General features: G+C 70.0%; 17 protein-coding genes. 10 read left to right on the top strand and 7 right to left on the bottom strand.

The window, feature by feature from the left end; genetic code table 11:
• The 7 genes from FKR81_RS04635 to FKR81_RS04605 all read left to right on the top strand — a co-directional run bounded on the left by FKR81_RS04635 (position 1) and on the right by FKR81_RS04605 (position 13,620).
• Complete coding sequence (locus FKR81_RS04635) at positions 1-495, top strand: hypothetical protein (RefSeq protein ID WP_235921297.1); 495 nt, start codon at positions 1-3, stop codon at positions 493-495.
• A 56-nt stretch (positions 496-551) separates the two neighbouring features.
• Positions 552-1,526: an ABC transporter ATP-binding protein gene (locus FKR81_RS04630; protein ID WP_146349670.1), complete on the top strand. Its 975-nt coding sequence runs from the start codon at positions 552-554 to the stop codon at positions 1,524-1,526.
• Entirely contained in the window at positions 1,526-2,398 is an 873-nt protein-coding gene (locus tag FKR81_RS04625) for a hypothetical protein (RefSeq protein WP_186762768.1), read from the top strand. The genes FKR81_RS04630 and FKR81_RS04625 overlap by 1 nt, the downstream gene beginning before the upstream one ends.
• 47 nt (positions 2,399-2,445) lie before the next feature.
• Positions 2,446-6,147, top strand: coding sequence for an ABC transporter ATP-binding protein (locus tag FKR81_RS04620; RefSeq protein ID WP_407936500.1), 3,702 nt, complete (start codon positions 2,446-2,448; stop codon positions 6,145-6,147).
• 833 nt (positions 6,148-6,980) lie between these two features.
• Positions 6,981-10,661 (top strand): multifunctional oxoglutarate decarboxylase/oxoglutarate dehydrogenase thiamine pyrophosphate-binding subunit/dihydrolipoyllysine-residue succinyltransferase subunit, encoded by a 3,681-nt coding sequence (locus tag FKR81_RS04615; protein ID WP_146349667.1) that lies wholly within the window; start codon positions 6,981-6,983, stop codon positions 10,659-10,661.
• Between the two features lie 71 nt (positions 10,662-10,732).
• A complete protein-coding gene (locus tag FKR81_RS04610) occupies positions 10,733-10,915 on the top strand; it encodes a DUF6104 family protein (RefSeq protein WP_146349666.1) in 183 nt (60 codons plus the stop codon).
• A gap of 38 nt (positions 10,916-10,953) precedes the next feature.
• The gene (locus FKR81_RS04605) at positions 10,954-13,620 is read left to right on the top strand and encodes an NACHT domain-containing protein (RefSeq protein ID WP_146349665.1); all 2,667 of its coding nucleotides are present in this window, start codon (positions 10,954-10,956) and stop codon (positions 13,618-13,620) included.
• A gap of 21 nt (positions 13,621-13,641) precedes the next feature.
• Here FKR81_RS04605 and FKR81_RS04600 read toward each other — a convergent pair whose 3' ends face one another.
• Positions 13,642-14,634, bottom strand: a complete 993-nt coding sequence (locus FKR81_RS04600; RefSeq protein WP_146349664.1) for an aldo/keto reductase — start codon at positions 14,632-14,634, stop codon at positions 13,642-13,644.
• Between the two features lie 94 nt (positions 14,635-14,728).
• Between FKR81_RS04600 and FKR81_RS04595 the strand changes: the two genes are divergently transcribed.
• The 3 genes from FKR81_RS04595 to FKR81_RS04585 are packed head-to-tail and all read left to right on the top strand — an operon-like array spanning position 14,729 to position 16,544.
• Positions 14,729-15,346: an SMI1/KNR4 family protein gene (locus FKR81_RS04595; RefSeq protein ID WP_186762767.1), complete on the top strand. Its 618-nt coding sequence runs from the start codon at positions 14,729-14,731 to the stop codon at positions 15,344-15,346.
• Positions 15,343-15,951, top strand: a complete 609-nt coding sequence (locus tag FKR81_RS04590; RefSeq protein ID WP_146349662.1) for an SMI1/KNR4 family protein — start codon at positions 15,343-15,345, stop codon at positions 15,949-15,951. Before FKR81_RS04595 ends, FKR81_RS04590 begins: the two co-directional genes overlap by 4 nt.
• Positions 15,948-16,544 carry an SMI1/KNR4 family protein gene (locus FKR81_RS04585; protein ID WP_222598175.1) on the top strand — a complete coding sequence of 199 codons (597 nt, stop codon included), beginning with the start codon at positions 15,948-15,950 and terminating at the stop codon, positions 16,542-16,544. Before FKR81_RS04590 ends, FKR81_RS04585 begins: the two co-directional genes overlap by 4 nt.
• Here FKR81_RS04585 and FKR81_RS04580 read toward each other — a convergent pair.
• Genes FKR81_RS04580 through FKR81_RS04555 form a run of 6 tightly spaced genes read right to left on the bottom strand, consistent with a single transcriptional unit; the run spans position 16,541 to position 21,422 of the window.
• A complete protein-coding gene (locus tag FKR81_RS04580; RefSeq protein ID WP_146349661.1) occupies positions 16,541-16,930 on the bottom strand; it encodes a Rieske (2Fe-2S) protein in 390 nt (129 codons plus the stop codon). The two genes, FKR81_RS04585 and FKR81_RS04580, sit on opposite strands and share 4 nt — an antisense overlap.
• Before the next feature lie 9 nt (positions 16,931-16,939).
• Positions 16,940-17,479, bottom strand: a complete 540-nt coding sequence (locus FKR81_RS04575; protein ID WP_146349660.1) for a DUF6529 family protein — start codon at positions 17,477-17,479, stop codon at positions 16,940-16,942.
• A 5-nt stretch (positions 17,480-17,484) separates the two neighbouring features.
• Positions 17,485-18,081 (bottom strand): hypothetical protein, encoded by a 597-nt coding sequence (locus FKR81_RS04570; RefSeq protein WP_146349659.1) that lies wholly within the window; start codon positions 18,079-18,081, stop codon positions 17,485-17,487.
• 49 nt (positions 18,082-18,130) lie between these two features.
• Positions 18,131-19,267 carry an imidazolonepropionase gene (gene hutI / locus FKR81_RS04565; RefSeq protein WP_146349658.1) on the bottom strand — a complete coding sequence of 379 codons (1,137 nt, stop codon included), beginning with the start codon at positions 19,265-19,267 and terminating at the stop codon, positions 18,131-18,133.
• On the bottom strand, positions 19,264-20,544 hold the full coding sequence (locus tag FKR81_RS04560) for a formimidoylglutamate deiminase (protein WP_146349657.1): 1,281 nt from the start codon (positions 20,542-20,544) through the stop codon (positions 19,264-19,266). Before FKR81_RS04560 ends, hutI begins: the two co-directional genes overlap by 4 nt.
• Positions 20,538-21,422, bottom strand: a complete 885-nt coding sequence (locus tag FKR81_RS04555) for a hypothetical protein (protein ID WP_146349656.1) — start codon at positions 21,420-21,422, stop codon at positions 20,538-20,540. The genes FKR81_RS04560 and FKR81_RS04555 overlap by 7 nt, the downstream gene beginning before the upstream one ends.
• Positions 21,423-21,453: the final 31 nt, after the last annotated feature.

Raw genomic sequence — 21,453 nt, 5'->3', positions numbered from 1 at the left:
GTGGACCAGACGCTGCGCGACGCGGTGCTGCAGAGACTCGCGCTGCTGGACAAGGTCGCCGAGCACGGCGAGGCCGAGGCGCTGGTGCCGCTGGCCCGCGCGGAGATCCACCGGCTGGCGGACGGCTGGCGGTTGCTGCTGACCGTGCACCAGCCCGACGACGACGGCCGCTGCAAGGCGTGTCCCGGCTGGCTGCGCAGGCGCAAGTGGCCGTGCCAGGTGTGGAACATGGCGCATCAGCACCTCATCGGCGAGGGTGTGCAGCACCGCGACCGGAGGCGCCCGTTGCGCAATCCGTTCACCCGCAGCGGCGTGACGTCGGAGGTGCCCGCCGAGACGCCCGCGGAGCTGACGACCGAGCTGCCGCTGGTGCTGGACGACGCACCGCAGCTGCTGGACGAGGCGCCGTTGTCGCTGGACGACGTACCGCAGATCCCCGAGCCGATCCACCGGGCGCCGGTGGTGAATCGCCCGAAACACGCGCTTCCCGACTGATCGAGTCCGTCCGTTTGGCAGGATGGCCGGCACATGCCCGCCAACGGGAGGATCTCGTGCACGACGGCAGCGGCCGCATCGTGGTGCAGAACCTGACCAAGCAGTTCGGTCCGGTCACCGCGGTGCAGAACCTGAGCTTCACCGTGGAACCGGGCAGCGTCACCGGCTTCCTCGGCCCCAACGGCGCCGGGAAGACGACGACGCTGCGCATGCTGCTCGGTCTCGTCAGCCCGACGGCCGGTTTCGCGACGATCAACGGCAGCCCGTTCGGCAGGCTCGGGCAGCCGGGCCGGGTCGTGGGCGCGGTGCTGGAGGCGCAGGGGTTCCACCCCAAGCGCACGGCCAGAAATCACCTGAAGGTGTACGCCTCGGCGGTGGGTGTGCCGGACCAGCGCGCCGACCAGGTGCTGCAGCTCGTCGGGCTGGGTTCCGCCGGTGACCGCAAGGTCGGCGGCTACTCGCTCGGCATGAAGCAGCGGCTCGCTCTGGCGACCGCGCTGCTGGGCGACCCGCAGGTGCTCGTTCTCGACGAGCCCGCGAACGGTCTCGACCCCGAGGGCATCGCCTGGCTGCGCACGTTCCTGCAGTCCTACGCGCGCAGCGGCCGCACCGTGCTGATCTCCAGCCACCTGCTGGCGGAGGTCGAGCAGACGGTCGACCAGGTCGTGATCATCAGCCGCGGCCAGACCATGTACTACGGGCCGCTCGATCACCTGAGGCAGTCGCAGCAGAGCCGGGTGATCGTGCAGCCGTCCGACGTCGGCGCGCTGGTCACCGCACTGCGCGCGGAGGGCGTGCAGGCGATCGAGCAGCTGCCCGACGGCAGGCTCGCGGTGGCGGGCGTGACGTCCAAGTACATCGCCGACGCCGCGTTGAAGGCGGGCGTGTCGGTCTACGGCATGCAGGAGGAGCAGATCGACCTCGAGCGGCTGTTCTTCCAGCTCACCAGCGGGCAGTACGCCGCACCCGGCTACCCCGGAACTGGTTACTACGTGCAGCAGCAGCCACCTCAGCAGGGCGGATGGGCTTGATGGGCAACCTTCTGCAGTCGGAGTTCCGCAAGACGATCACGACCGGCCTGTGGTGGGGCCTGATGATCCCCACCGTGCTGCTCGCGTTCGGCTGGGGACTCGGCACCGGTTTCCTCGGCAAGGGCTTCGTCGACCTGGCCTCGCAGAGCGACGTCGAGCAGCTGTCCGACATCTTCGGCATCACGCCGGACCAGTGGCGGGTGTCGCTGTTCGGCATCGCGCGCAGCATCAACGTCGCGACGATCTTCCCGATGATCTTCGGCGGCCTGGCGATCGCGAACGAGATCAACCGCCGGACGATCACCACGACGTTCCTCACCTCGTCGTCGCGCGGGGCGGCGCTCTCCGCGAAGATGCTGGTCTACATCCTGTGGGGCGCGATCTTCGGCCTCGCGATCGTCCTGTCCGTCGCGCTCGGCGTGATCCTGTCCTCGGACAGCAGCCAGCTCCCGGACGCGTCCGGCTGGCTCGCGCTCGCCACCGCAGGGCTCGTGGCGTCGGTGCTGATGACGATGTTCGGCGTCGGCGTCGGCGCGCTGATGACCAGCGTCGTCGGGACGACCGTCGTGCTGCTGCTGTACATGCTGCTGGTCGAGAACGGCCTCAGCCTGGTGCTCAGCATCAACGGGCTCGAGCAGGTCATCGGGTTCCTGCCCAACGGGTCCGTCAACGGGATCACCGGATCGGTCGCCGCCGACCTGTTCATGAGCTCGGCCGGTGTCGTCCCGGACGAGTTGCAGCTGGCACTGCGGTACATGGCGGGTGCCGGCGGCGCGTTCGACTGGTGGCTCTCCGGTCTGATCTTCCTGTCGTGGACGGCGATCGCCTTCGTCGGCGGCTGGGCGGCAACGGCCCGCAAGGACATCACCTGAGCAGGCGTTTTCTCGAATTGTCGTAGCTCGTCCGTAGCCTGGCTCTCGTGGGGACAGGCTGGATTCGCAGACTCTCGGCAGCTTGCTGGCAGCACCGCCGTCTGGTGGTGCTGTCAGTGGTGGCCGCCGTCGTCGGCGTCGGGCTCCAGGCGGCAGGCCCGCTGCTGCTGAAAACGGCCGTGGACGACTCGGTCGGCGGCCGCACGGACCGCCTGTTGCTCGTGGTGGCGATCCTGGTCGGCCTGGAGGTGCTCGCGTTCGGCAGCGCGTTCCTGCGCCGGTACCTCGGCGGCAGACTCGCGCTCGACGTGCAGCACGACCTGCGCCGCAAGGTGTTCTCGTCGGTGCAGCGCCTGGACGGGGCGAAGCAGGACGCGATGCGCACCGGCCAGGTCGTGTCCCGGTCGATCACCGACCTGCAGCTGGTGCACTCGCTGCTGTCGATGGTCCCGCTCGCGGTGGGCACGGTCGTGTTCGCGCTGGCGGCGGTCGGCGCGATGCTGTGGCTGTCGCCCCCGCTGACGATCATCGCGTTGCTCGTGCTGCCCGCGGTGGCGTGGTTCGCGGGCCGCAGCAGGCTGACGTTGTTCCCCGCCACCTGGTCCGCGCAGCAGCGCGCGGCCGACCTCGCCCAGCACGTCGAGGAGACCGTGACGGGCGTGCGGGTCGTGAAGGGCTTCGGGCAGGAGATGCGCGAGGTCGGCAGGCTCGAGAACCAGGCCCGCAAGCTGTTCTCGGAACGCATGCGCGCGGCGCGGCTGAGCTCGAAGCCGCTCGCGACGGTGACGGCTCTGCCCGCGATCGGCCAGGTCGCGGTGCTCGCGCTGGGCGGCTGGCTGGCGCTGCACCAGCAGGTCAGCCTCGGCACGTTCCTGGCGTTCGCCACGTACGTCGCGAACCTCGTCGGCCCGACCAGGCTGCTGTCGAGCATGGTCGTGAACGCGCAGCTGGCGCGGGCGGGCATCGAGCGGGTGTACGAGCTGATCGACTCGCAGCCCGAGGTCAGTTCCGGTCCGGACGAGGTGCCGGACGGCCCGGTCGGCGTGTCGCTCGACGGCGTCACGTTCGGCTACACGCGGTCGGATCCGGTGCTGTGCGACCTGTCCGTGTCCGTCGCGCCCGGCGAGACGCTGGCGCTGGTCGGCACGGCCGGCTCGGGCAAGTCGACGGTGTCCTTGCTGCTGCCCAGGTTCTACGACGTGCACTCCGGTTCGGTCCGCGTCGGCGGTGCCGACGTGCGGACGTTGCAGCTGAGTTCGTTGCGCCGCACCGTGGGCGTGGTGTTCGAGGAGGCGTTCCTCTTCTCGGACACGGTGTTCTCGAACATCGCCTACGGCCGCCCGGACGCGTCGCTCGACGACGTCGTGCGCGCCGCGAAGTCCGCTGAGGCGCACGACTTCATCACCGCGCTGCCGGACGGCTACGACACCGTGGTCGGCGAACGCGGCTTGACGCTGTCCGGCGGCCAGCGCCAACGCGTCGCACTCGCCCGAGCTCTGCTGTCCGACCCGCGCGTGCTCGTGCTGGACGACGCGACTTCGGCCGTGGACAACGCGACCGAGGCCGCCATCCACGCGACGCTGGCGTCCGTCACCGCGGAGCGCACGACCCTGCTGATCGCGCACCGCCGGTCGTCACTGGCGCTGGCGGACCGGATCGCGGTGCTGGACCAGGGGCGTCTCGTCGACGTCGGCACGGATGCCGAGCTCCGCTCGCGGTGCGCGTTGTACCGCGACCTGCTGGCCGGCCCCGGCGAGGCGATCGAGTCCCCGGTGGCGCCGGTGTCGTCCACGAACCTGTGGCCGGAGCTGACCCAGGAGGACGCTGACCGCCAGCTGCTCTCGTCGTCGCGCCCAGGCGCACCGACGGGTGGCGGCGGCGCCAAGGGCGGTGGCGGCACGAACGCTGCGCTGATCGGCGGGCCGCCGACCCCCGAGCTGCTGGAGAAGGTCCGCGCTCTCCCACCCGCGACCGAGCAGGTACCGCTGACCGTCGAGGATCCGCGCGCACCCGATCCGGAGTTCCGCCTGCGCACCCTGCTGCGCCCGGTCCGCCGGGCGTTGCTCGTGGTGGGCGCGCTGGTCGTGCTCGACGCGCTGGTCGGCATGGGCCTGCCCGCACTCGTGCGGCTCGGTGTCGACGGCGGTGTCGTCGGTGGCCGCACGTCCGCGCTGTGGCTGGCGGCCGCGCTCGGCCTGGCGCTGGTCGCGATCGGCTGGGTCACGACGTCCGCGAGCACCGTGTTCACCGCGCGTCTCGGCGAGCGACAGCTCTACGTGCTGCGCGTGCGCAGCTACGCGCACCTGCAACGCCTCGGCCTCGACTACTACGAGCGCGAGATGGCGGGCCGGATCATGACCAGGATGACGACGGACGTGGACGCCCTGTCGTCGTTCCTCCAGACCGGCCTCATCACCGCCGTGGTCAGCCTGCTGACCGTCGTGGGCATCACGGTCGCCCTGGTGGTGACCGACCCGTCCCTGGCCGCGATCGCACTGGCCGCGTTGCCGGTGCTGCTGATCGCCACCGTGGTCTTCCAGCGCGTGTCGTCCGTCGCCTACGCCGAAGCGCGCGAACGCGTCAGCGCGGTCAACGCCGACCTCCAGGAGAACGTGTCGGGCCTGCGCGTCTCCCAGGCCTACACCCGCGAGGAGCACTCGGCCGAGGCGTTCGCCGAGCGCAGCGACGCCTACCGCCGCTCCCGCCTGCGCGCCCAGCGCTACATCGCGACCTACTTCCCGTTCGTCTCGATGCTGTCCGGCGTGGCCCAGGCCGTGGTGCTCGCGGTCGGCGCCCACCGGGTCGCGGCGGGCACGCTCACCCCCGGCGTGCTGCTGGCGTTCCTCCTCTACCTGGGCCTGTTCTTCTCGCCGGTGCAACAGCTGTCCGGCGTGTTCGACGGCTACCAGCAGGCCCGCGTCGGCCTGCGCCGCATCGGCGACCTCCTGCGCACCCCGAGCACCGTCGCCCCACCCGATGCGCCCGTCCCGGTCCCACCCCGCCTGCGCGGCGCGGTCGAACTGCGCGACGTGACCTTCCGCTACCCCGGCACCGACACCCCGGCCTTGGACCGCGTGTCCCTGACGGTCACCCCAGGCGAAACCGTCGCCCTGGTCGGCGAGACCGGCGCGGGCAAGTCGACCCTGGTCAAACTCGTGGCCCGCTTCTACGACGCCACGTCGGGCCAGGTCCTGGTCGACGGCGTGGACATCCGCACCTACGACCTGCCCGCGTACCGCCAACGCCTGGGCGTCGTGCCGCAGGAGGCCCACCTGTTCGGCGGCGACGTGGCGGAGAACGTCAGCTACGGCCGCCCCACCGCCTCGCAGCCCGAGATCGAACAGGCCGTGGCCGCCGTAGGCGCCCTGCCGATGGTCGCGTCCCTGCCGTCCGGCTTCCACCAACAGGTAGGCGAACGCGGCAACGGCCTCTCCGCGGGCCAACGCCAACTGATCGCCCTCGCCCGCGCCGAACTGGTCGACCCGGACCTGCTCCTGCTCGACGAGGCCACCGCGGCCCTGGACCCGGCCACCGAGTCCGCAGTCCTCGCCGCCAGCGACCACTTGGCCGGCTCCCGCACCACCTTCGTGGTCGCCCACCGCCTCGCCACCGCGGCCCGCGCCGACCGCATCGTGGTGCTGGCCAACGGCCGCGTCATCGAGCAGGGCAGCCACACCGACCTGCTCGAAGCGGGCGGCGCCTACGCCCGCCTCTGGCACCACGGCACCACCGAGGGCGAAGCCGCCTAACCGCGGTCGCCCGGCCCCTGCCATCAAGCGAGCTGCGCAGGACTCCGCCGCGACCACGGGCGAACTGCCCGAGCACTGACGCACGCCGCGCTCAGCGCGTGGTCTCTGCCTGCTGATCTCTGCCCCGCGGTCTCTGCCCCGCGACCCGTGGCCGCTGGCCGATCGAAGCGGCCAGAGGTGCGCAGCCCTGCGCCAGCTGGCGGCTACCGGCACCTCACGCGTGCGAAGCACTCTGGGCGCACGCACCCGCACCTTCACCCACGCAGGCCCAACCCTGTTCCCCAGCGAGCCAGCCCTTTCAGCCCAAGTCCTTCAGGCCCAGGTCCTCAGCCCTCACTCAACTCTGGCCCTGGCCTCGCCCGGCCCAGCCCCAGCCCCGAACCAACCCGGCTTTCAGCGGCGAACCCAGCCCTCAGCACCGAGCCCGGCCCAGCCGGGCTCCGCCTTGGCCCAGCCCCAGCCGAGCCCCTGTCCTGCCCTGCCGTGGCCGCACCCGCGGCCCAACCGCGACCAAGTGAGCCAGGCGTGATCAATGCCACCACTGAGCAACCGGCCCGCCACGACAACGCCCCACCCGGACACCCGGAGTGAACGGGAGAGTGCCCAACGTGCGTATGCCTCTCCGTACCAGCACCATGATCCAGAGACCAGTTGAGACAGGAACATCAAGAGATGCTCAATACCGGTTAACTAGGAGGCCGTCCTGATCGATCCTGTGACTGAGCACTCCTTGCCAGGCTGCTCCCGTGTATGAAGGTCAGCCAGCGGGGGACTAGCCTGACTAACGCATGAGTCAACACCAAGAGCGAGATGGATAGAGGCGAGCGCCAGCCGTGTCCAGCAGCAGTCCTGCGTCACAGTTCGGGCCGAACGAGTGGCTTGTCGAGGAGATGTACGAGCAGTTCCTCGCCGACCCGTCATCCGTAGACCCGGCATGGCATGACTTCTTTGCCGACTACAAGCCGACGCAGCGCGCGGCCGGCAACGGCAACACCGCCGCGGCCTCCGTCGCCGCGCCGAGCACCCCGGAGAACGGTCAGGCGGCAACCGCCACGACCACGGCTCCGAAGAAGGCTCCCGCACCCCCTGCCGCGAAGCCCGCGACGCTGCCGCAGACCGGCAAGCCCGCGCCGCAGCAGGCCGCGAAGGCCGCCCCCGTCAAGCAGGGTGCGGGTCCCGAGCAGAAGCAGCTCCGCGGCGCTGGCGCCGCCATCGCGAAGAACATGGAGCTGTCGCTCACCGTTCCCACCGCGACGAGCGTGCGCGCCGTGCCCGCCAAGCTGCTGGCCGACAACCGCATCGTGATCAACAACCACCTGAAGCGGACGCGTGGCGGGAAGGTCTCCTTCACGCACGTGATCGGCTACGCGGTGGTCCGGGCGCTCCAGGCGTACCCGAACATGAACCGGCACTACGCCGAGGTCGACGGCAAGCCGTTCGTGGTGACGCCGGAGCACGTGAACTTCGGTCTCGCGATCGACCTGCCCGGCAAGGACGGCAGCCGCACGCTGGTCGTCGCGTCGGTCAAGGCCTGCGAGAACATGACGTTCACGCAGTTCTGGCAGGCCTACGAGGACCTGATCCGCAAGGCCCGCGGCGGCTCGCTGACCGCAGACGACTTCTCCGGCACCACGATCTCGCTGACCAACCCCGGCACGATCGGCACGAACCACTCGGTGCCGCGTCTGCAGGCGGGCCAGGGCGCGATCGTCGGCGTCGGCGCGATGGAGTACCCCGCGCACTTCCAGGGCACCAGCGAGCAGGCGCTCGTCGAGATGGGCGTCAGCAAGATCATCACGCTGACGAGCACCTACGACCACCGCATCATCCAGGGTGCGGAGTCGGGCGAGTTCCTCAAGCGCATCCACCAGCTGCTGCTCGGTGAGGACGGCTTCTACGACGACATCTTCGCGTCGCTGCGGCTGCCCTACGAGCCGATCCGCTGGGTCGCGGACATCCCCGAGGGCGCGGTCGACAAGACGGCCCGCGTCATCGAGCTGATCGACGCGTTCCGCACGCGCGGTCATCTCATGGCGGACACGGACCCGCTGAACTACCGCCAGCGCAGCCACGCGGACCTGGACGTGCTGAGCCACGGCCTGACGCTGTGGGATTTGGACCGCGAGTTCCCCGTCGGCGGCTTCGCTGGCAAGGAGCGGATGAAGCTCCGCGACATCCTGGGCGTGCTGCGCAACTCCTACTGCCGCACGATCGGCGTGGAGTACATGCACATCCTCGAGCCGGAGGAGCGCCTCTGGATCCAGGAGCGCGTCGAGGTCCCGCACGAGAAGCCGCCGGCCACCGTGCAGAAGTACATCCTCAGCAAGCTCAACGCGGCTGAGGCCTTCGAGACCTTCCTGCAGACGAAGTACGTCGGCCAGAAGCGCTTCTCGCTCGAGGGCGGCGAGACCGTGATCCCGCTGCTCGACGCCGTGCTGGACAAGGCGGCCGAGCACGAGCTGGACGAGGTCGTCATCGGCATGCCGCACCGCGGCCGCCTGAACGTGCTGGCGAACATCGTCGGCAAGCCGATCTCGCAGATCTTCCGCGAGTTCGAGGGCAACCTCGACCCCGGCCAGGCGCACGGCTCCGGCGACGTGAAGTACCACCTCGGCGCCGAGGGCAAGTACTTCCGGATGTTCGGCGACGGCGAGACCAAGGTCGCGCTGACCGCGAACCCGTCGCACCTCGAGGCGGTCGACCCGGTGCTCGAGGGCATCGTGCGCGCCAAGCAGGACGAGCTGGACCTCGGCGGCGAAGCGTTCCCGGTGCTGCCGGTCGCGCTGCACGGTGACGCCGCGTTCGCCGGACAGGGTGTCGTCGCGGAGACGCTGAACCTGGCGCTGGTGCGCGGTTACCGCACCGGAGGCACGGTGCACATCGTGGTGAACAACCAGGTCGGCTTCACCACCGCGCCGGAGCACTCGCGCTCCTCGAAGTACTCGACCGACGTCGCGAAGATGATCGGTTCGCCGGTCTTCCACGTGAACGGCGACGACCCCGAGGCGTGCTACTGGGTCGCGAAGCTGGCTGTCGACTACCGCCAGCAGTTCCACAAGGACGTCGTGATCGACATGGTCTGCTACCGCCGCCGCGGTCACAACGAGGGCGACGACCCCTCGATGACCCAGCCGGCGATGTACGACGTGATCGACGCGAAGCGCTCGGTGCGCAAGACCTACACCGAGTCCCTGATCGGCCGCGGCGACATCACCGTCGAAGAGGCCGAGAAGGCGCTGCAGGACTTCTCCAGCCAGCTGGAGCACGTGTTCAACGAGGTCAGGGAGCTGGAGAAGCACCCGATCACGGTGAGCCCGTCGGTCGAGGCCGAGCAGCAGATCCCCGCGAAGCTGCCGACCGGCGTCACTCGCGAGGTGCTGGAGCACATCGCGGACGCGCACGTGAACCTGCCCGAGGGCTTCTCGCCGCACGCCCGCGTCAAGCCGGTGCTCGAGCGCCGCGCCAAGATGGCCCGCGAAGGCGGCATCGACTGGGCGTTCGCCGAGCTGCTCGCGTTCGGCTCGCTGGCCATGGAGGGCCGCCGGATCCGCCTGGCCGGTCAGGACTCGCGCCGCGGCACGTTCGTGCAGCGCCACGCGACCCTGGTCGACCGCAAGACCGGCGAGGAGTACACGCCGCTGCAGCACCTGTCCGAGGACCAGGGCAAGTTCATGGTCTACGACTCGGTGCTGTCGGAGTTCGCCGCGCTCGGCTTCGAGTACGGCTACTCGGTCGCGAACCCGCAGTCGCTGGTGCTGTGGGAAGCGCAGTTCGGTGACTTCGTCAACGGCGCGCAGCCGATCATCGACGAGTTCATCTCGTCCGGTGAGGCCAAGTGGGGTCAGCGTTCCGACGTCGTGATCCTGCTGCCGCACGGCCACGAGGGCCAGGGCCCGGACCACACGTCCGGCCGCATCGAGCGCTGGCTGCAGCTGTGCGCCGAGGGCTCCATGACCGTCGCGGTGCCGTCGACCCCGGCGAACTACTTCCACCTGCTGCGCCGCCACGCCCTCGACGGCGTCGACCGGCCGCTGATCGTCTTCACGCCGAAGTCGATGCTGCGGCTCAAGGCCGCGGTCAGCCCGGTGGAGGAATTCACCGAGGACCGCTTCCAGTCGGTCATCGACGACCCGACGATCGCGGACCCGAACGGCGTCACCAAGGTCCTGCTGTGCAGCGGCAAGATCTCCTACGAGCTCCACGCGGAGCGGGAGAAGCGGGCCAACAAGGACACGGCGATCGTCCGCGTCGAGCAGCTGTACCCGGTCCCGGCGAAGAAGCTGACCGAACTGCTCGACCGCTACCCGAACGCCAAGGACGTCCGCTGGGTCCAGGAGGAGCCGGCGAACCAGGGTGCGTGGCCGTTCTACGGTCTTGCGCTGCCGGAGCTGCTGCCGGAGCGCCTGGGCAACGTGCGCCGCGTGTCGCGCCGCCCGATGGCCGCCCCGTCCGCCGGTTCCAGCAAGGTCCACGAGGTCGAGCAGCGCGAGATCATCACCCGCGCCTTCGACTGAGACAGGGTTGTTCGCGCCGAACCGCCGGACCCACGTGGTCCGGCGGTTCGGTCGTCTCACGGAGGATTCCGATGTACTTCACCGACCGCGGCATCGAAGAGCTGGAGGATCGGCGCGGCGACGAGGAGGTCACCCTCGCGTGGCTGGCGGGCAAGCTCCGCGGCTTCGTCGACGCCAACCCCGAGTTCGAGACCGCCATCGAGCGCTTCGCGACCTACCTCGCGCGCGACGACGAGGACGATCCCGAAGACTGACGCGTAACTGACCGTGTGCGGTGCGCGATGTGCCGCACATGGGCAAGACTCTCGGCCTCGTCGGGGCGGCGCTGCTGCCGCCAGGACTCGCCTTCACGTTCCTGCAGAACTGGGCGAAGACCCACCCGATGCAAGCGGTCGCCGCGCTGATCGCGTACGAGGCCGTGGTGGGGTTCGTCGCGTTCTTCTGGAAGATCGCCGGAGGCGCCGCCGACGAGCTGGGCCAGCGCTGGAAGGTCAGCCTCGCGGACTCCACCGACAAGGCGCTGCGCCGCCGCTTCTCCCGGTTCGACAAGCAGTACCGGGACGCGGTGCTGGGCAGCCTGAGGTTCATCGACCTCAAGGGCCTCGCGACCGTCGGCTTCTACACGCCCCAGCTCGACGAGGTCTTCGTCGACGTCAGTCTCGTGTACAGCGCACCGACGCAGGTCCCGGAGGGTGTGCTCGGCCAGAAGTCGCCGGACAGGCAGAACAGGCACTTCATCGGCGACCTGCTGGGCCAGCCGCACCCCGCGGTGCTCGCGGTCGTCGGCGCGCCGGGCAGCGGCAAGACGACGCTCCTGCGGCACACCGCACGCGCGATCTGCCGGTCCCGCCGCGGCCGCCGCACCGTCCCCGTCCTGCTGTACCTGCGCGACCACGTGGCGGCCATCGCCGCCAACCCCGAAGTCTCGCTGGCCGAACTGGTCGCCAGCTCACTGGGCAAGCACGGCCCGGTCGCTCCGGCAGGCTGGTTCGAGCGGAAGCTCCGCGACGGCAGGTGCGCAGTCCTCCTCGACGGCCTGGACGAGGTGGCCGACCAGTCCAGTCGCCGCGGCGTCGCCGACTGGGTCGAACGCCAGCTCAAGCGCTACCCCGCCAACGACTACGTCATCACGTCCCGCCCGCACGGCTACCGCACGGCACGCGTCGACGGCGCGACCGTGGTGCAGGTGCGCAGCTTCACCGACGAGCAGGTGACCAGGTTCGTGCACGGCTGGTACCTCGCGATCGAGCAGCGCAGCACCGGCGTCTCCGACGCCGACGTGAAGATCCGCGCCGCGAACGAGGCCGACGACCTCCTGGAACGCCTCAACCACAGCCCGGCCCTGTACGAGCTGACCGTGAACCCGTTGCTGCTCACCATGATCGCGACCGTCCACAAGTTCCGCGGCGCGCTCCCCGGTGGACGGGTCGACCTGTACCGGGAGATCTGCGAGGTGCTGCTGTGGCGGCGCCAGGAGGCCAAGAACCTCGAGTCGCCGCTGACCAGCGACCAGAAGACGGCCTTGTTGAGCGGCCTGGCGTTCACGATGATGCGCCGCCACCTCCGGGATCTCCCGCGCGACGAGGTGATCACCGAGATCCGCCCGATGCTGCGGCGGATGGCGAAGGCCGTGGACGAGCAGGACTTCCTGGCCGACATGGGTTCCAACGGGCTGCTGATCGAGCGCGAGAGCGGGCTCTACTCGTTCGCCCACCTGACGTTCCAGGAGTACCTGGCTGCCGCGCACATCAGGGAGAAGCGGCTGGCCGACGTGCTCATCGGCGCGGTCGACGACGTGTGGTGGCGCGAAGTCACGCTGTTGTACGTGGCGCGCGGCGACGCCGACGCGATCGTGCAGGCGTGCCTTGAAACGAACGCCGTCAACTCGCTGTCGCTTGCCTTCGAATGCGCCGAACTGAGCAGCGAGGTCGATCCGGAACTGTGGCGCGAGCTGGATGCGCGGCTCGCGGTGGGGCCACGCGTCGACCCCGCACTCGTGATCGGCGTGATGCTGAGCAGACATCTCAGCAAGTTGGTGCGCACCGGTGAAGGCACCCGGATCTGCGCGCACCCGATCAAGACGAACCCCTATGGCCATTTCACGCTCCAGACCGGCGGTCCGGTGCCGGATGCCCCTGCGCTGGGGTCGGCGCCGCACCATGAACCAGTTGGAGGTGTGCGTGCGGACGACGCACGCCGATTCGTGAAGTGGGTCAACGAACTCACCGACAACCAACCAGGTTTCCGGCTGCCGAGCCGTGCCGAGGTGGAGTCGTCGCCGCTGCGCCGCACGATCACCGACCACAGCATCTGGCTGAAGGACGGCGACCTGTGGATCCCGCCGGGGCCGCATCCGCATGCCGTCAACACCGCAACGCTGTCCAACCGCCTCTACCACGACCTCCTCCACGACCCGGACCTGCTCTTCAGCGCGAAAGGGCTACCAGGGGCCGATGCAGCACAGCCTGAGCAATTGACAGTCGCTCCTGGTTCTCCGTTTCAACTAGACGACCTGGAAGGCATAGTCGGCCGGGCAGCGGCACGTGCCATGATCCGAACAACCAAGATCACAGCGGCACCGAAGGGGAACTTTCTCGGATTCGAGCGGCTGCTGGTGAACGAAGTCATCAGCCACCGCAACACCTACATCGCGCCGCCTGGCCGCTTGGTCGCCCTCCTGAGAGAAGCGAGCAACACAGAACTCACCAGGTGGGGTGACAGGCAGCTGGATGGGCTGGTCGCCGCAGGAACTCTGGTGTTCGAGCGACAGATCCCGCTCACGCAAGAACTAGCAGCACATCTTCGTCTCATGGCGATGCGCCTTGCAGTGGAAGCCGATTCCGTGGTGCCTGACACCGGCGAGGTCTTCCGCCACATCGCCGCCGGCGTCACGCTGCTCCAGCTCCGAGCCGAGGGCAAGGCACCCGCGCCGGAGACGATCGTCCTGGCGACCGACTGACCGCGCGGGTGCCCCACCGACTCACCAGGCGTAGGCCTCCGGCGCAGGCTTGGACCCGTTCGGCGCGGGAGCGGGAAACAGCTCGTCCAACTTGCCCAACACCTCGGAGTCGAGCTTCAGCTCGGCCGCCCGCAAAGACCCGTCGAGCTGCGAAAGCGTGCGCGGCCCGATGATCGGCGCCGTCACCCCTTCCTGGTGCAGCAGCCACGCGAGGCCGACGTTGGCCGGGTCCTCGCCGAGGTCGGCGCAGAGCTTCTCGTAGGCCTCGATGGTGTCGCGGTGCTTCTCCAAGGTGTCCGCGGACCGGCCGGACTTGGAGCGCGAGCCGCCGCCTTCGCGTTCCTTGCGCAGTGCGCCGCCGAGCAGGCCGCCGTGCAGCGGCGACCACGGGATGACGCCGAGGCCGTAGTGGCGGGCCGCCGGCAGCACCTCCAGCTCGATCCACCTCGTCAGCAGGTTGTAGATCGACTGTTCGGACACCAGGCCGAGGTAGCCGCGGGTGCGGGCCGCCTCCTGGGCCTGTGCGACGTGCCAGCCCGCGAAGTTCGACGAGCCGAAGTAGATGACCTTGCCCTGCTGGCGCAGGACGGAGAACGCCTCCCAGATCTCGTCCCACGGCGTCGAGCGGTCGACGTGGTGCATCTGGTACAGGTCGATGTAGTCGGTCTGCAGGCGTTTCAACGACGCGTCGCACGCGCGGCGGATGTTCAGAGCGGACAGGAAGGTGTCGTTGGGCCAGTCGCCCATGCTGCCGTACAGCTTGGTGGCGATGACGGTCTTCTCACGGCGCTGACCGCCGGTGGCGAACCAGCGGCCGATGATCTGCTCGGTGACGCCTTCGCCCTTCTGCCAGCCGTAGACGTTCGCGCTGTCGAAGAAGTTGATCCCGTGCTCGTGCGCGCGGTCCATGATCGCGTGGCTGTCGGGCTCCGTCGTCTCGGGGCCGAAGTTCATCGTGCCGAGGCACAGCCGGGAGACGGACAGGCCGCTGCGGCCGAGATGCGTGTACTCCATGGCCCCAGCCTGCCCCCGCTGACAGCTACCGGCCACGTGGATCTACTCCAGGTGTGTCCGATCTTGTATGCACCTGATCGCTACCCTGCCGCGAATGTTCACGGTCACCGAGTCGTGGAGCCACATCGACGATTGGCTCCGCAAGCACGCCCCCATCACGTACGAGCTGCTCGCGCCGCCCGCCGACCCGGCGGAGCTCGAACGCGTCCAGGACGAGATGGAGCTGAGGTTCCCGCAGGACCTCGTCGACTCGCTGCGCTGCCACGACGGGCTGCTCGACAACTCGGAGGTGTACGTCCTGCCGGAGCTCTACCCGCTGCTGTCCGTCGCGCAGATCCTCCAGTTGTGGCAGGAGATCATGCAGGTCAACAACGACCTGGGCGACCAGAGCGACCGGGAGGACCCCTGGTACCACCGGCTCTGGATCCCGATCGCGTCGGTCGACAGCGACTCGCAGATCCTCGACGTGCGTGACGGCAGCGGCCGGCTGGGCATGCACTACCACGACCAGGGCGCGGTGTTCGGCAAGAGCCCATGGACGTCGCTGCGGGGCTACCTGTCGGCCACGGCCGAGGCACTCCTCAACAACACGGACGTCCAGGGCCGCTTCCCGCACCTCGACGACGAGGGCGAGGTGCTGTGGGTCGACCTGGACAACACCGAGGGCTGGGGCAGCCCGCTGCAGCGTCTGCCCGCGGAGGTGTCGTCGTGACCGCGGTGACCGAGTCGTGGGCGCGGATCGACGCCTGGCTCCGCGAACACGCTCCCGCCACCTTCGCGAAGCTGGCACCGCCCGCTGATCAGGCCGAGATCGCACGGGTCCAGGACGAGATGGAGCTGAAGTTCCCGCAGGACCTGGTCGACTCCCTGCTGTGCCACGACGGCATGGCCGACTACTCGGACATCTACGTCCTACCGGAGCACTACCCGCTGCTGTCCGTCGCGCAGATCCTCGAGCACTGGCACGACAACGGCGTGATCAACGGTCAGCACGACGACCAGGCCTCCGAGACCCAGTGGTTCCACCCGCGCTGGATCCCGATCGCCTCGATCGAGGGTGACTCGCAGATCATCGACACCCGCGACGGCCGCCTGGGTGAGCACTTCTCGGACCAGGGCGGCTACTTCGGGCCGGGGACCTGGACGTCGCTGCGGGCGTACCTGTCGGCCACGGCCGAGGCACTCCTCAACGGAACCGACGTCAAGGGCCGGTACCCGCACGTCGACGAGAACGGCGAGGTGCTGTGGGTCGAACTGGCCGACACCGAGGGGTGGGGCAGGACGCTGAACCGCCTGCCGGCGGAGGTGTCGGCGTGACCGCGGTGGCCGAGTCGTGGGCGCGGATCGGCGCCTGGCTCCAGAAACACGCTCCCGCCACGTTCGCCCAGCTGGCACCGCCCGCCGATCCGGCCGAGATCGCACGGGTCCAGGACGAGATGGGATTGAAGTTCCCGCAGGACCTGGTCGACTCGCTGCTGTGCCACAACGGGTTGACCCGCTACTCGCGGGCGAACTTCCTGCCGGCGTTGTACCCGCCGCTGTCGGCGGAGGAGATCCTGGCGCACTGGCAGAGCAACGTCGAGATCAACGAAGACCTGAACCTCGACGGTGAACAGGAGCCGGACGACCAGTGGTTCCACCCGCTGTGGATCCCGTTCGGCGAGGCCGAGGGCGACTCGCAGGTCATCGACATGCGGGACGGCAGCGGGCAGGTCGGCATGCACCTGCACGACATGGGCGGCGTCTTCAACGGCGCGTGGCCGTCGCTGGCGGAGTACCTGTCGGCCACGGCCGAGGCGCTGGTGGAGGGCGTCGACGCCGGCGGCCGGTTCCCGTACCTCGACGAGAAGGGCGAGCTGTCCTGGGACCTGGCAGGCCGGCTCCACGAGCGGGCTCCGGCGGGGCTCTAGGCGAGCTGGATCGAGTCCCCTTGCACGGCGATCTTCTTCTCGGCGAGCGGCTGGGTGGCGGGGCCTTCCGCCACCGTGCCGTCGGCGATGTTGAACTTGCTGCCGTGGCAGGTGCAGTTGATCATCTCGCCCTGGACGTTCGCGACCGTGCAGCCCTGGTGCGTGCACGTCGACGTGAACGCCTTGAACGTGCTCTCCTGCGGCTGGACGACCACGACGCCCTTGTCCCCCAGCACGATCCCGCCGCCCGGCGGTATGTCCGCGGTCTTGGCCAGCTCGGTTCCTGCCGGCGCCTGGGTCTGCTGCGGCGTGGAGCCGCCGTAGGTGCTGCAGCCCGCGGCGGCGAGCCCGGCGCCCGCGATCACGGCTCGTCGGGACAGGCCCATCAGCGCCTCCTAGAACGTCACGCCGGTCGTCGTGAAGAACCACAACGCCGAGGTCAGCCACAGCGCGACGAGCCCGGTGAACACCAGGCCGCCGATCAGCGGCAACGCCCACCCCGGCACGCCCTTGCGGGTCAGCACCAGCATCTTCGCGGTGAACGCGCCGAAGAAGAAGCAACCTAGCAACGAGTGCGCGAGCACGCGCGGTGAAGACGGGTCGAAGCCCAGCGCGTAGAGGCAGTGCACGACGACGGGGACGGTCAGCAGCACGGCGAGGCGGCCGGACCAGCGGTGCAGCGTGCCGGACCAGCGCGGTCCCTTGATCTTGCCGTAGACCATGAGCGCGGACAGCAGCTGCACCAGCGCGAACACGAAGGCACCGGTCGTGAGCCATGACTTGACGGCCTGGGTGCTGGAGAAGCCGGAGATGTTGATCGAGTAGCCCTGCGGGGTGTGCAGGCCGCCGTAGACGCCGACGCCGACGGCCACCGCCGCGCCGACCGCGAACGGCACGAGCACGAGCGACGTACGGACCGGGGCCTCAGTGGGCACGGTGGTCACGGTGACACCTGCTGGACCGGTACGGGCTTGCCGTCCACGGTCACCGAGCTCGGGTTGAACGGCGGCGCGGCCTGCACGGCGCCGTCCTTGAGGCGCAGCCCGGTCGCGGTGCCGTCCGGCCGCACGACCCAGCCGATCCGGTCGAGCACGCCGACGTTCGCGCGGAACAGGCCGGCGGGCGGGTCGACGTTGGACGCGTTGAACGGCCTGCGCAGCACCATGCCGCTCAGCTGCTGGCCCGCGATGGTGCCGGTGAGCTCGGAGCCGTCCTTGGCGTGCAGCGTCAGCGTGCTGTCCTGAACCGTTCCCTCCAGCCACGACTCGACCTGGGCGCCGTCGCACACGTACGCGACGGCCTTGGTGTCCTTGACGGCGACCGCGATGGCCGAGCCGTCGTCGACGGCCCCGACGTACATCTCCTGCACCGGTGGCGGCGGAGTCGTCGTGGTCGTAGTAGTGGTGGTGGTTGTGGTGGACGACGCAGGTTCAGGCGCCGGCGCTGACGCGGTCGTCCTGCTCATGTTGATCCCGAACAGGACCACCGCCAGCGCCGCGACGACGAACAGCGTCACCAGCGGCCCGCGGGTTTTCACAGGTGGATTGTGAGCCTTCTTTCCGGTTTTCGCCCGGAAAAGGCCGAACTCATCTCACACGTGCGCCCTTGCGCCACACCGCGTGCGTCAACGGCACCCCCGGCCGGTACGCCAGATGCGTGACCGACGGTGCGTCCAGCACGTGCACGTCCGCTCGCGCACCCGGCCGCAGCACGCCGACGTCGTCGCGCCGCAGCGCCTGCGCACCGCCGAGCGTGGCCGCGCGGACGGCCTCCTCGACGCTCATCCGCATCTGCAGCACGGCGGTGGCGACGCAGAACGCGATGGACGACGTGTAGGACGAGCCGGGGTTGCAGTTCGACGCCAGCGCGACGGTCGCGCCCGCGTCGAGCAGCTTGCGCGCGTCCGGAAGCGGTTGCCTGGTCGACAGATCGCACGCGGGCAGCAACGTGGCGACCGTGTCCGACGACGCGAGAGCGTCCACATCGGACTGTGCGAGGTAGGTGCAGTGGTCGACCGAAGCCGCGCCCAGCTCGACCGCGAGCCGCACGCCGGGCCCCTCGCCGAGCTGGTTGCCGTGCACGCGCAGGCCCAGCCCGTGCTTCGCTGCGGCGGTCAGCACCGCCCGCGACTGGTCCTCGTCGAACGCGCCCGTCTCGCAGAACACGTCGGCCCAGCGGACGTGCGGCGCGACTGCGTCGAGCATGTCGCCGCAGACCAGCGCGGTGTACTCGTCGGCGTCGGCGCCCGGCGGCACCAGGTGCGCGCCGAGGAACGTGACCTCGTCGGCGTGCTTCGCGGCGACGAGCGCGGAGCGCAGCTCGTCCGCGACGGTCAGTCCGTAGCCGGTCTTCGTCTCGACGAACGTCGTGCCCTGCGCGACCGCCTCGGCGACGTGCCGCGCGACGACGGCCTCCAGCTGGGCGTCGCTCGCCGCACGCGTCGCACCGACCGTGACGGCGATTCCACCCGCGCGGTAAGGCTTTCCGGCCATGCGCGCGCCGAACTCCTCGGTGCGGTCGCCCGCGAAGACCAGGTGCGTGTGGCTGTCGACCCAGCCGGGCAGCACGGCCCGGCCGCCGACGTCGACCTGTTCGTCGGCCTGCGGCGCACTGGCCGCGTCGCCGACCCAGGCGACCTCCGCACCGTCGAGCACCAGCGCGTTCCCGCCGGTCTCGGGATCGTTGGTGGTCAGCTCACCGATGCTGGTGATCAGCACGCTCACGCCCACAGCTCCTCGATCGCGTCGGCCAGCAACCTGCCCGTGTCACCCAGAGTCTCGTGCACGCCCTGCGCGGCGACCACCCGGCCGCCGACGACCACGGTGTCCACATCGGACGCCGTCGCGGACAGCATCACCTGTTCCGGCAACGATCCCGCGGTGCGCGGCGAGTCCATCCGCACGGCGACGAAGTCCGCTGGCGCGCCCACCTCGATGCGCCCGGCCTCGGACCAGCCGAGCGCCTTGTGGTTCGTCAGCGCGGCCAGCAGTTCCCGCGGCGAGAACCGGCCGCGCTCGCCGGTGCGCAGGCGTTCGCCGTGCTCCAGCGCCCGCGCCTCCAGCAACGGGTCGATGACGGCGTGCTGGTCGCTGCCCAGCGACAGCGGGACCTCGGCGTTCGCCAGCTCGCGGGCCGGGCCGATGCCGTCGGCGAGGTCGGCCTCGGTCGTCGGGCAGAAGCACGCGCCGGTGCCGGACTCGCCGAGCAGCGCGATGTCGTGCGACGTCAGGTGCGTGGCGTGCACGGCGGTCGTGCGGGTCGAGAGCGCACCTTCCTCGGACAGCAGCTCGGTCGGTGTGAGGCCGTGCGCGAGCAGGCACGCCTCGTTCTCGGCCGGCTGCTCGGAGAGGTGCACGTGCAGCGGCTTGTCCGGGAACGCCCGCGCCACCACGGCGATCTCGTCGCGCGGCACGGCGCGCACCGAGTGGATCGCCGCGCCGACCCGCATGACGGCGTCGTCCTTCAGTTCGCCGACGCGCGACGCCCACGCCTCGGCGCTGCCGTCGGAGAAGCGCTCCTGCACCTCGTTGAGCGGCGTGTCGATGCCGCCGCTCAGGTAGCAGGTGTCCAGCAGGGTGAGCCGGATGCCCGCGTCCTCGGCGGCCTGGCGCAGCGCGTGGCCGAACTCGTTGGACCGGTCGTGCAGGTAGTGGAACTCGCCGACGCACGACACCCCGGCGACGGCCATCTCCGCGTAGACGGCGCGGGCCAGCCGGTAGTAGCTCTTGGGCGTGAGCTTGGCCGCGAGCGAGTACATGCCGTCGCGCCACGTCCAGAACGTGCCGCCGCCGTCGTGCGTCCGCCCGCGCAGCGCCCGGTGGAACGCGTGCGAGTGCGCGTTGGCGAAGCCGGGCAGCACGACGCCGTGCAGCCTGCGCACGCCGAGTGGAATGGTGTCCACTGTGGACACGCTCGTGATGGTGCCGTCGTCCACGCGGATCAGCACCCGGTCGGCCACGCCGTCCGGCAACCACGCCCGCTCGCACCAGAAGTTCACCACAGGGACACCTCTCGACCGCACACGTAACGGATGTCGTTGCCCAGCAGAGTGTTCCGCACTCCCCACCGGGGCGAGGGCACCGGGATCGCCGTGAACGTCACGCCGTCCCTCGACACCTCGACCTTGTCGCCCGCCGGGAGCACCGCGCGGTGCCGGTCGCGCACCTGGAGGCAGCTGCGGCCGTCCAGCTGCACCGGGTGCTGCTCGGGCTTCGCGACCTGGATCTTCGCCGGCACCGCGGTGTACCGGAACTTCGCGTTCGTGCCGTCGCTCGTCGCGACCACCGACAGCTCGCCGCTGACCTGCCACGCGGGCACGAACCGCGTCGTGGCCCGTGACGCGGCGCTGACCTGGCCGTTGTCCTTGGTGTGCACGGCGTACCGCGCGGTGCCCGACTGCTGCGGCCAGCGGATGAACAACAGGCCGCCGATCTGCCGGACGCGCGGCTGCTCCTCCCACAGGACGAGGTCCGGCACGCGCTGCCGTTCCCCGGTCTTCTTGAAGAACACCTCGGCTTCCGCACCGCTCGGGTACGACGCCACGACCGAGACGTCACCGGACTTCGCCGCGTCGTCGGGGAAGCTGTAGGTGCCCTCCGGGGTCTGCTCGACGTACTGGCCGGTCAGGCACGTCTGCCCGAGGCACGAGACGCCACCGGCGGCCGCGGTCGTGAACGCCTCCGCGGCTCGCCACCGGCGCAGGCCGACCGTCGCTTTGGACGCGGCCGTGCCCGACGGGTGCATGACCCGGCCGTAGAGCGACCCCAGCGGGGGCGGCTCCACGGCCTTGGTCGTCGGCTCGGCGTCGCGGTCGTAGCTGCCCGACGCCCCGCAGGCCGTCAAGGTGAGCACCAGCAACAACAGCACCCAGTAGCGCATGGGCGGACCGTAGCGAGCACAGTGCGGCCTC

This window comes from Lentzea tibetensis, assembly GCF_007845675.1.
Lineage (GTDB): Bacteria > Actinomycetota > Actinomycetes > Mycobacteriales > Pseudonocardiaceae > Lentzea > Lentzea tibetensis.
The sequence above is the reverse complement of the archived record's forward strand: the minus strand, read 5'-3'. Positions and strand labels throughout refer to the sequence as shown.

Excerpts from the sequence above, each read along its gene's own strand:
- FKR81_RS04625 (WP_186762768.1), top strand. The coding sequence starts at position 1,526 with ATGGGCAACCTTCTGCAGTCGGAGTTCCGCAAGACGATCACGACCGGC.
- FKR81_RS04610 (WP_146349666.1), top strand. The coding sequence starts at position 10,733 with ATGTACTTCACCGACCGCGGCATCGAAGAGCTGGAGGATCGGCGCGGC.
- FKR81_RS04605 (WP_146349665.1), top strand. The coding sequence starts at position 10,954 with ATGGGCAAGACTCTCGGCCTCGTCGGGGCGGCGCTGCTGCCGCCAGGA.
- FKR81_RS04600 (WP_146349664.1), bottom strand. The coding sequence starts at position 14,634 with ATGGAGTACACGCATCTCGGCCGCAGCGGCCTGTCCGTCTCCCGGCTG.
- FKR81_RS04595 (WP_186762767.1), top strand. The coding sequence starts at position 14,729 with ATGTTCACGGTCACCGAGTCGTGGAGCCACATCGACGATTGGCTCCGC.
- FKR81_RS04580 (WP_146349661.1), bottom strand. The coding sequence starts at position 16,930 with ATGGGCCTGTCCCGACGAGCCGTGATCGCGGGCGCCGGGCTCGCCGCC.
- FKR81_RS04555 (WP_146349656.1), bottom strand. The coding sequence starts at position 21,422 with ATGCGCTACTGGGTGCTGTTGTTGCTGGTGCTCACCTTGACGGCCTGC.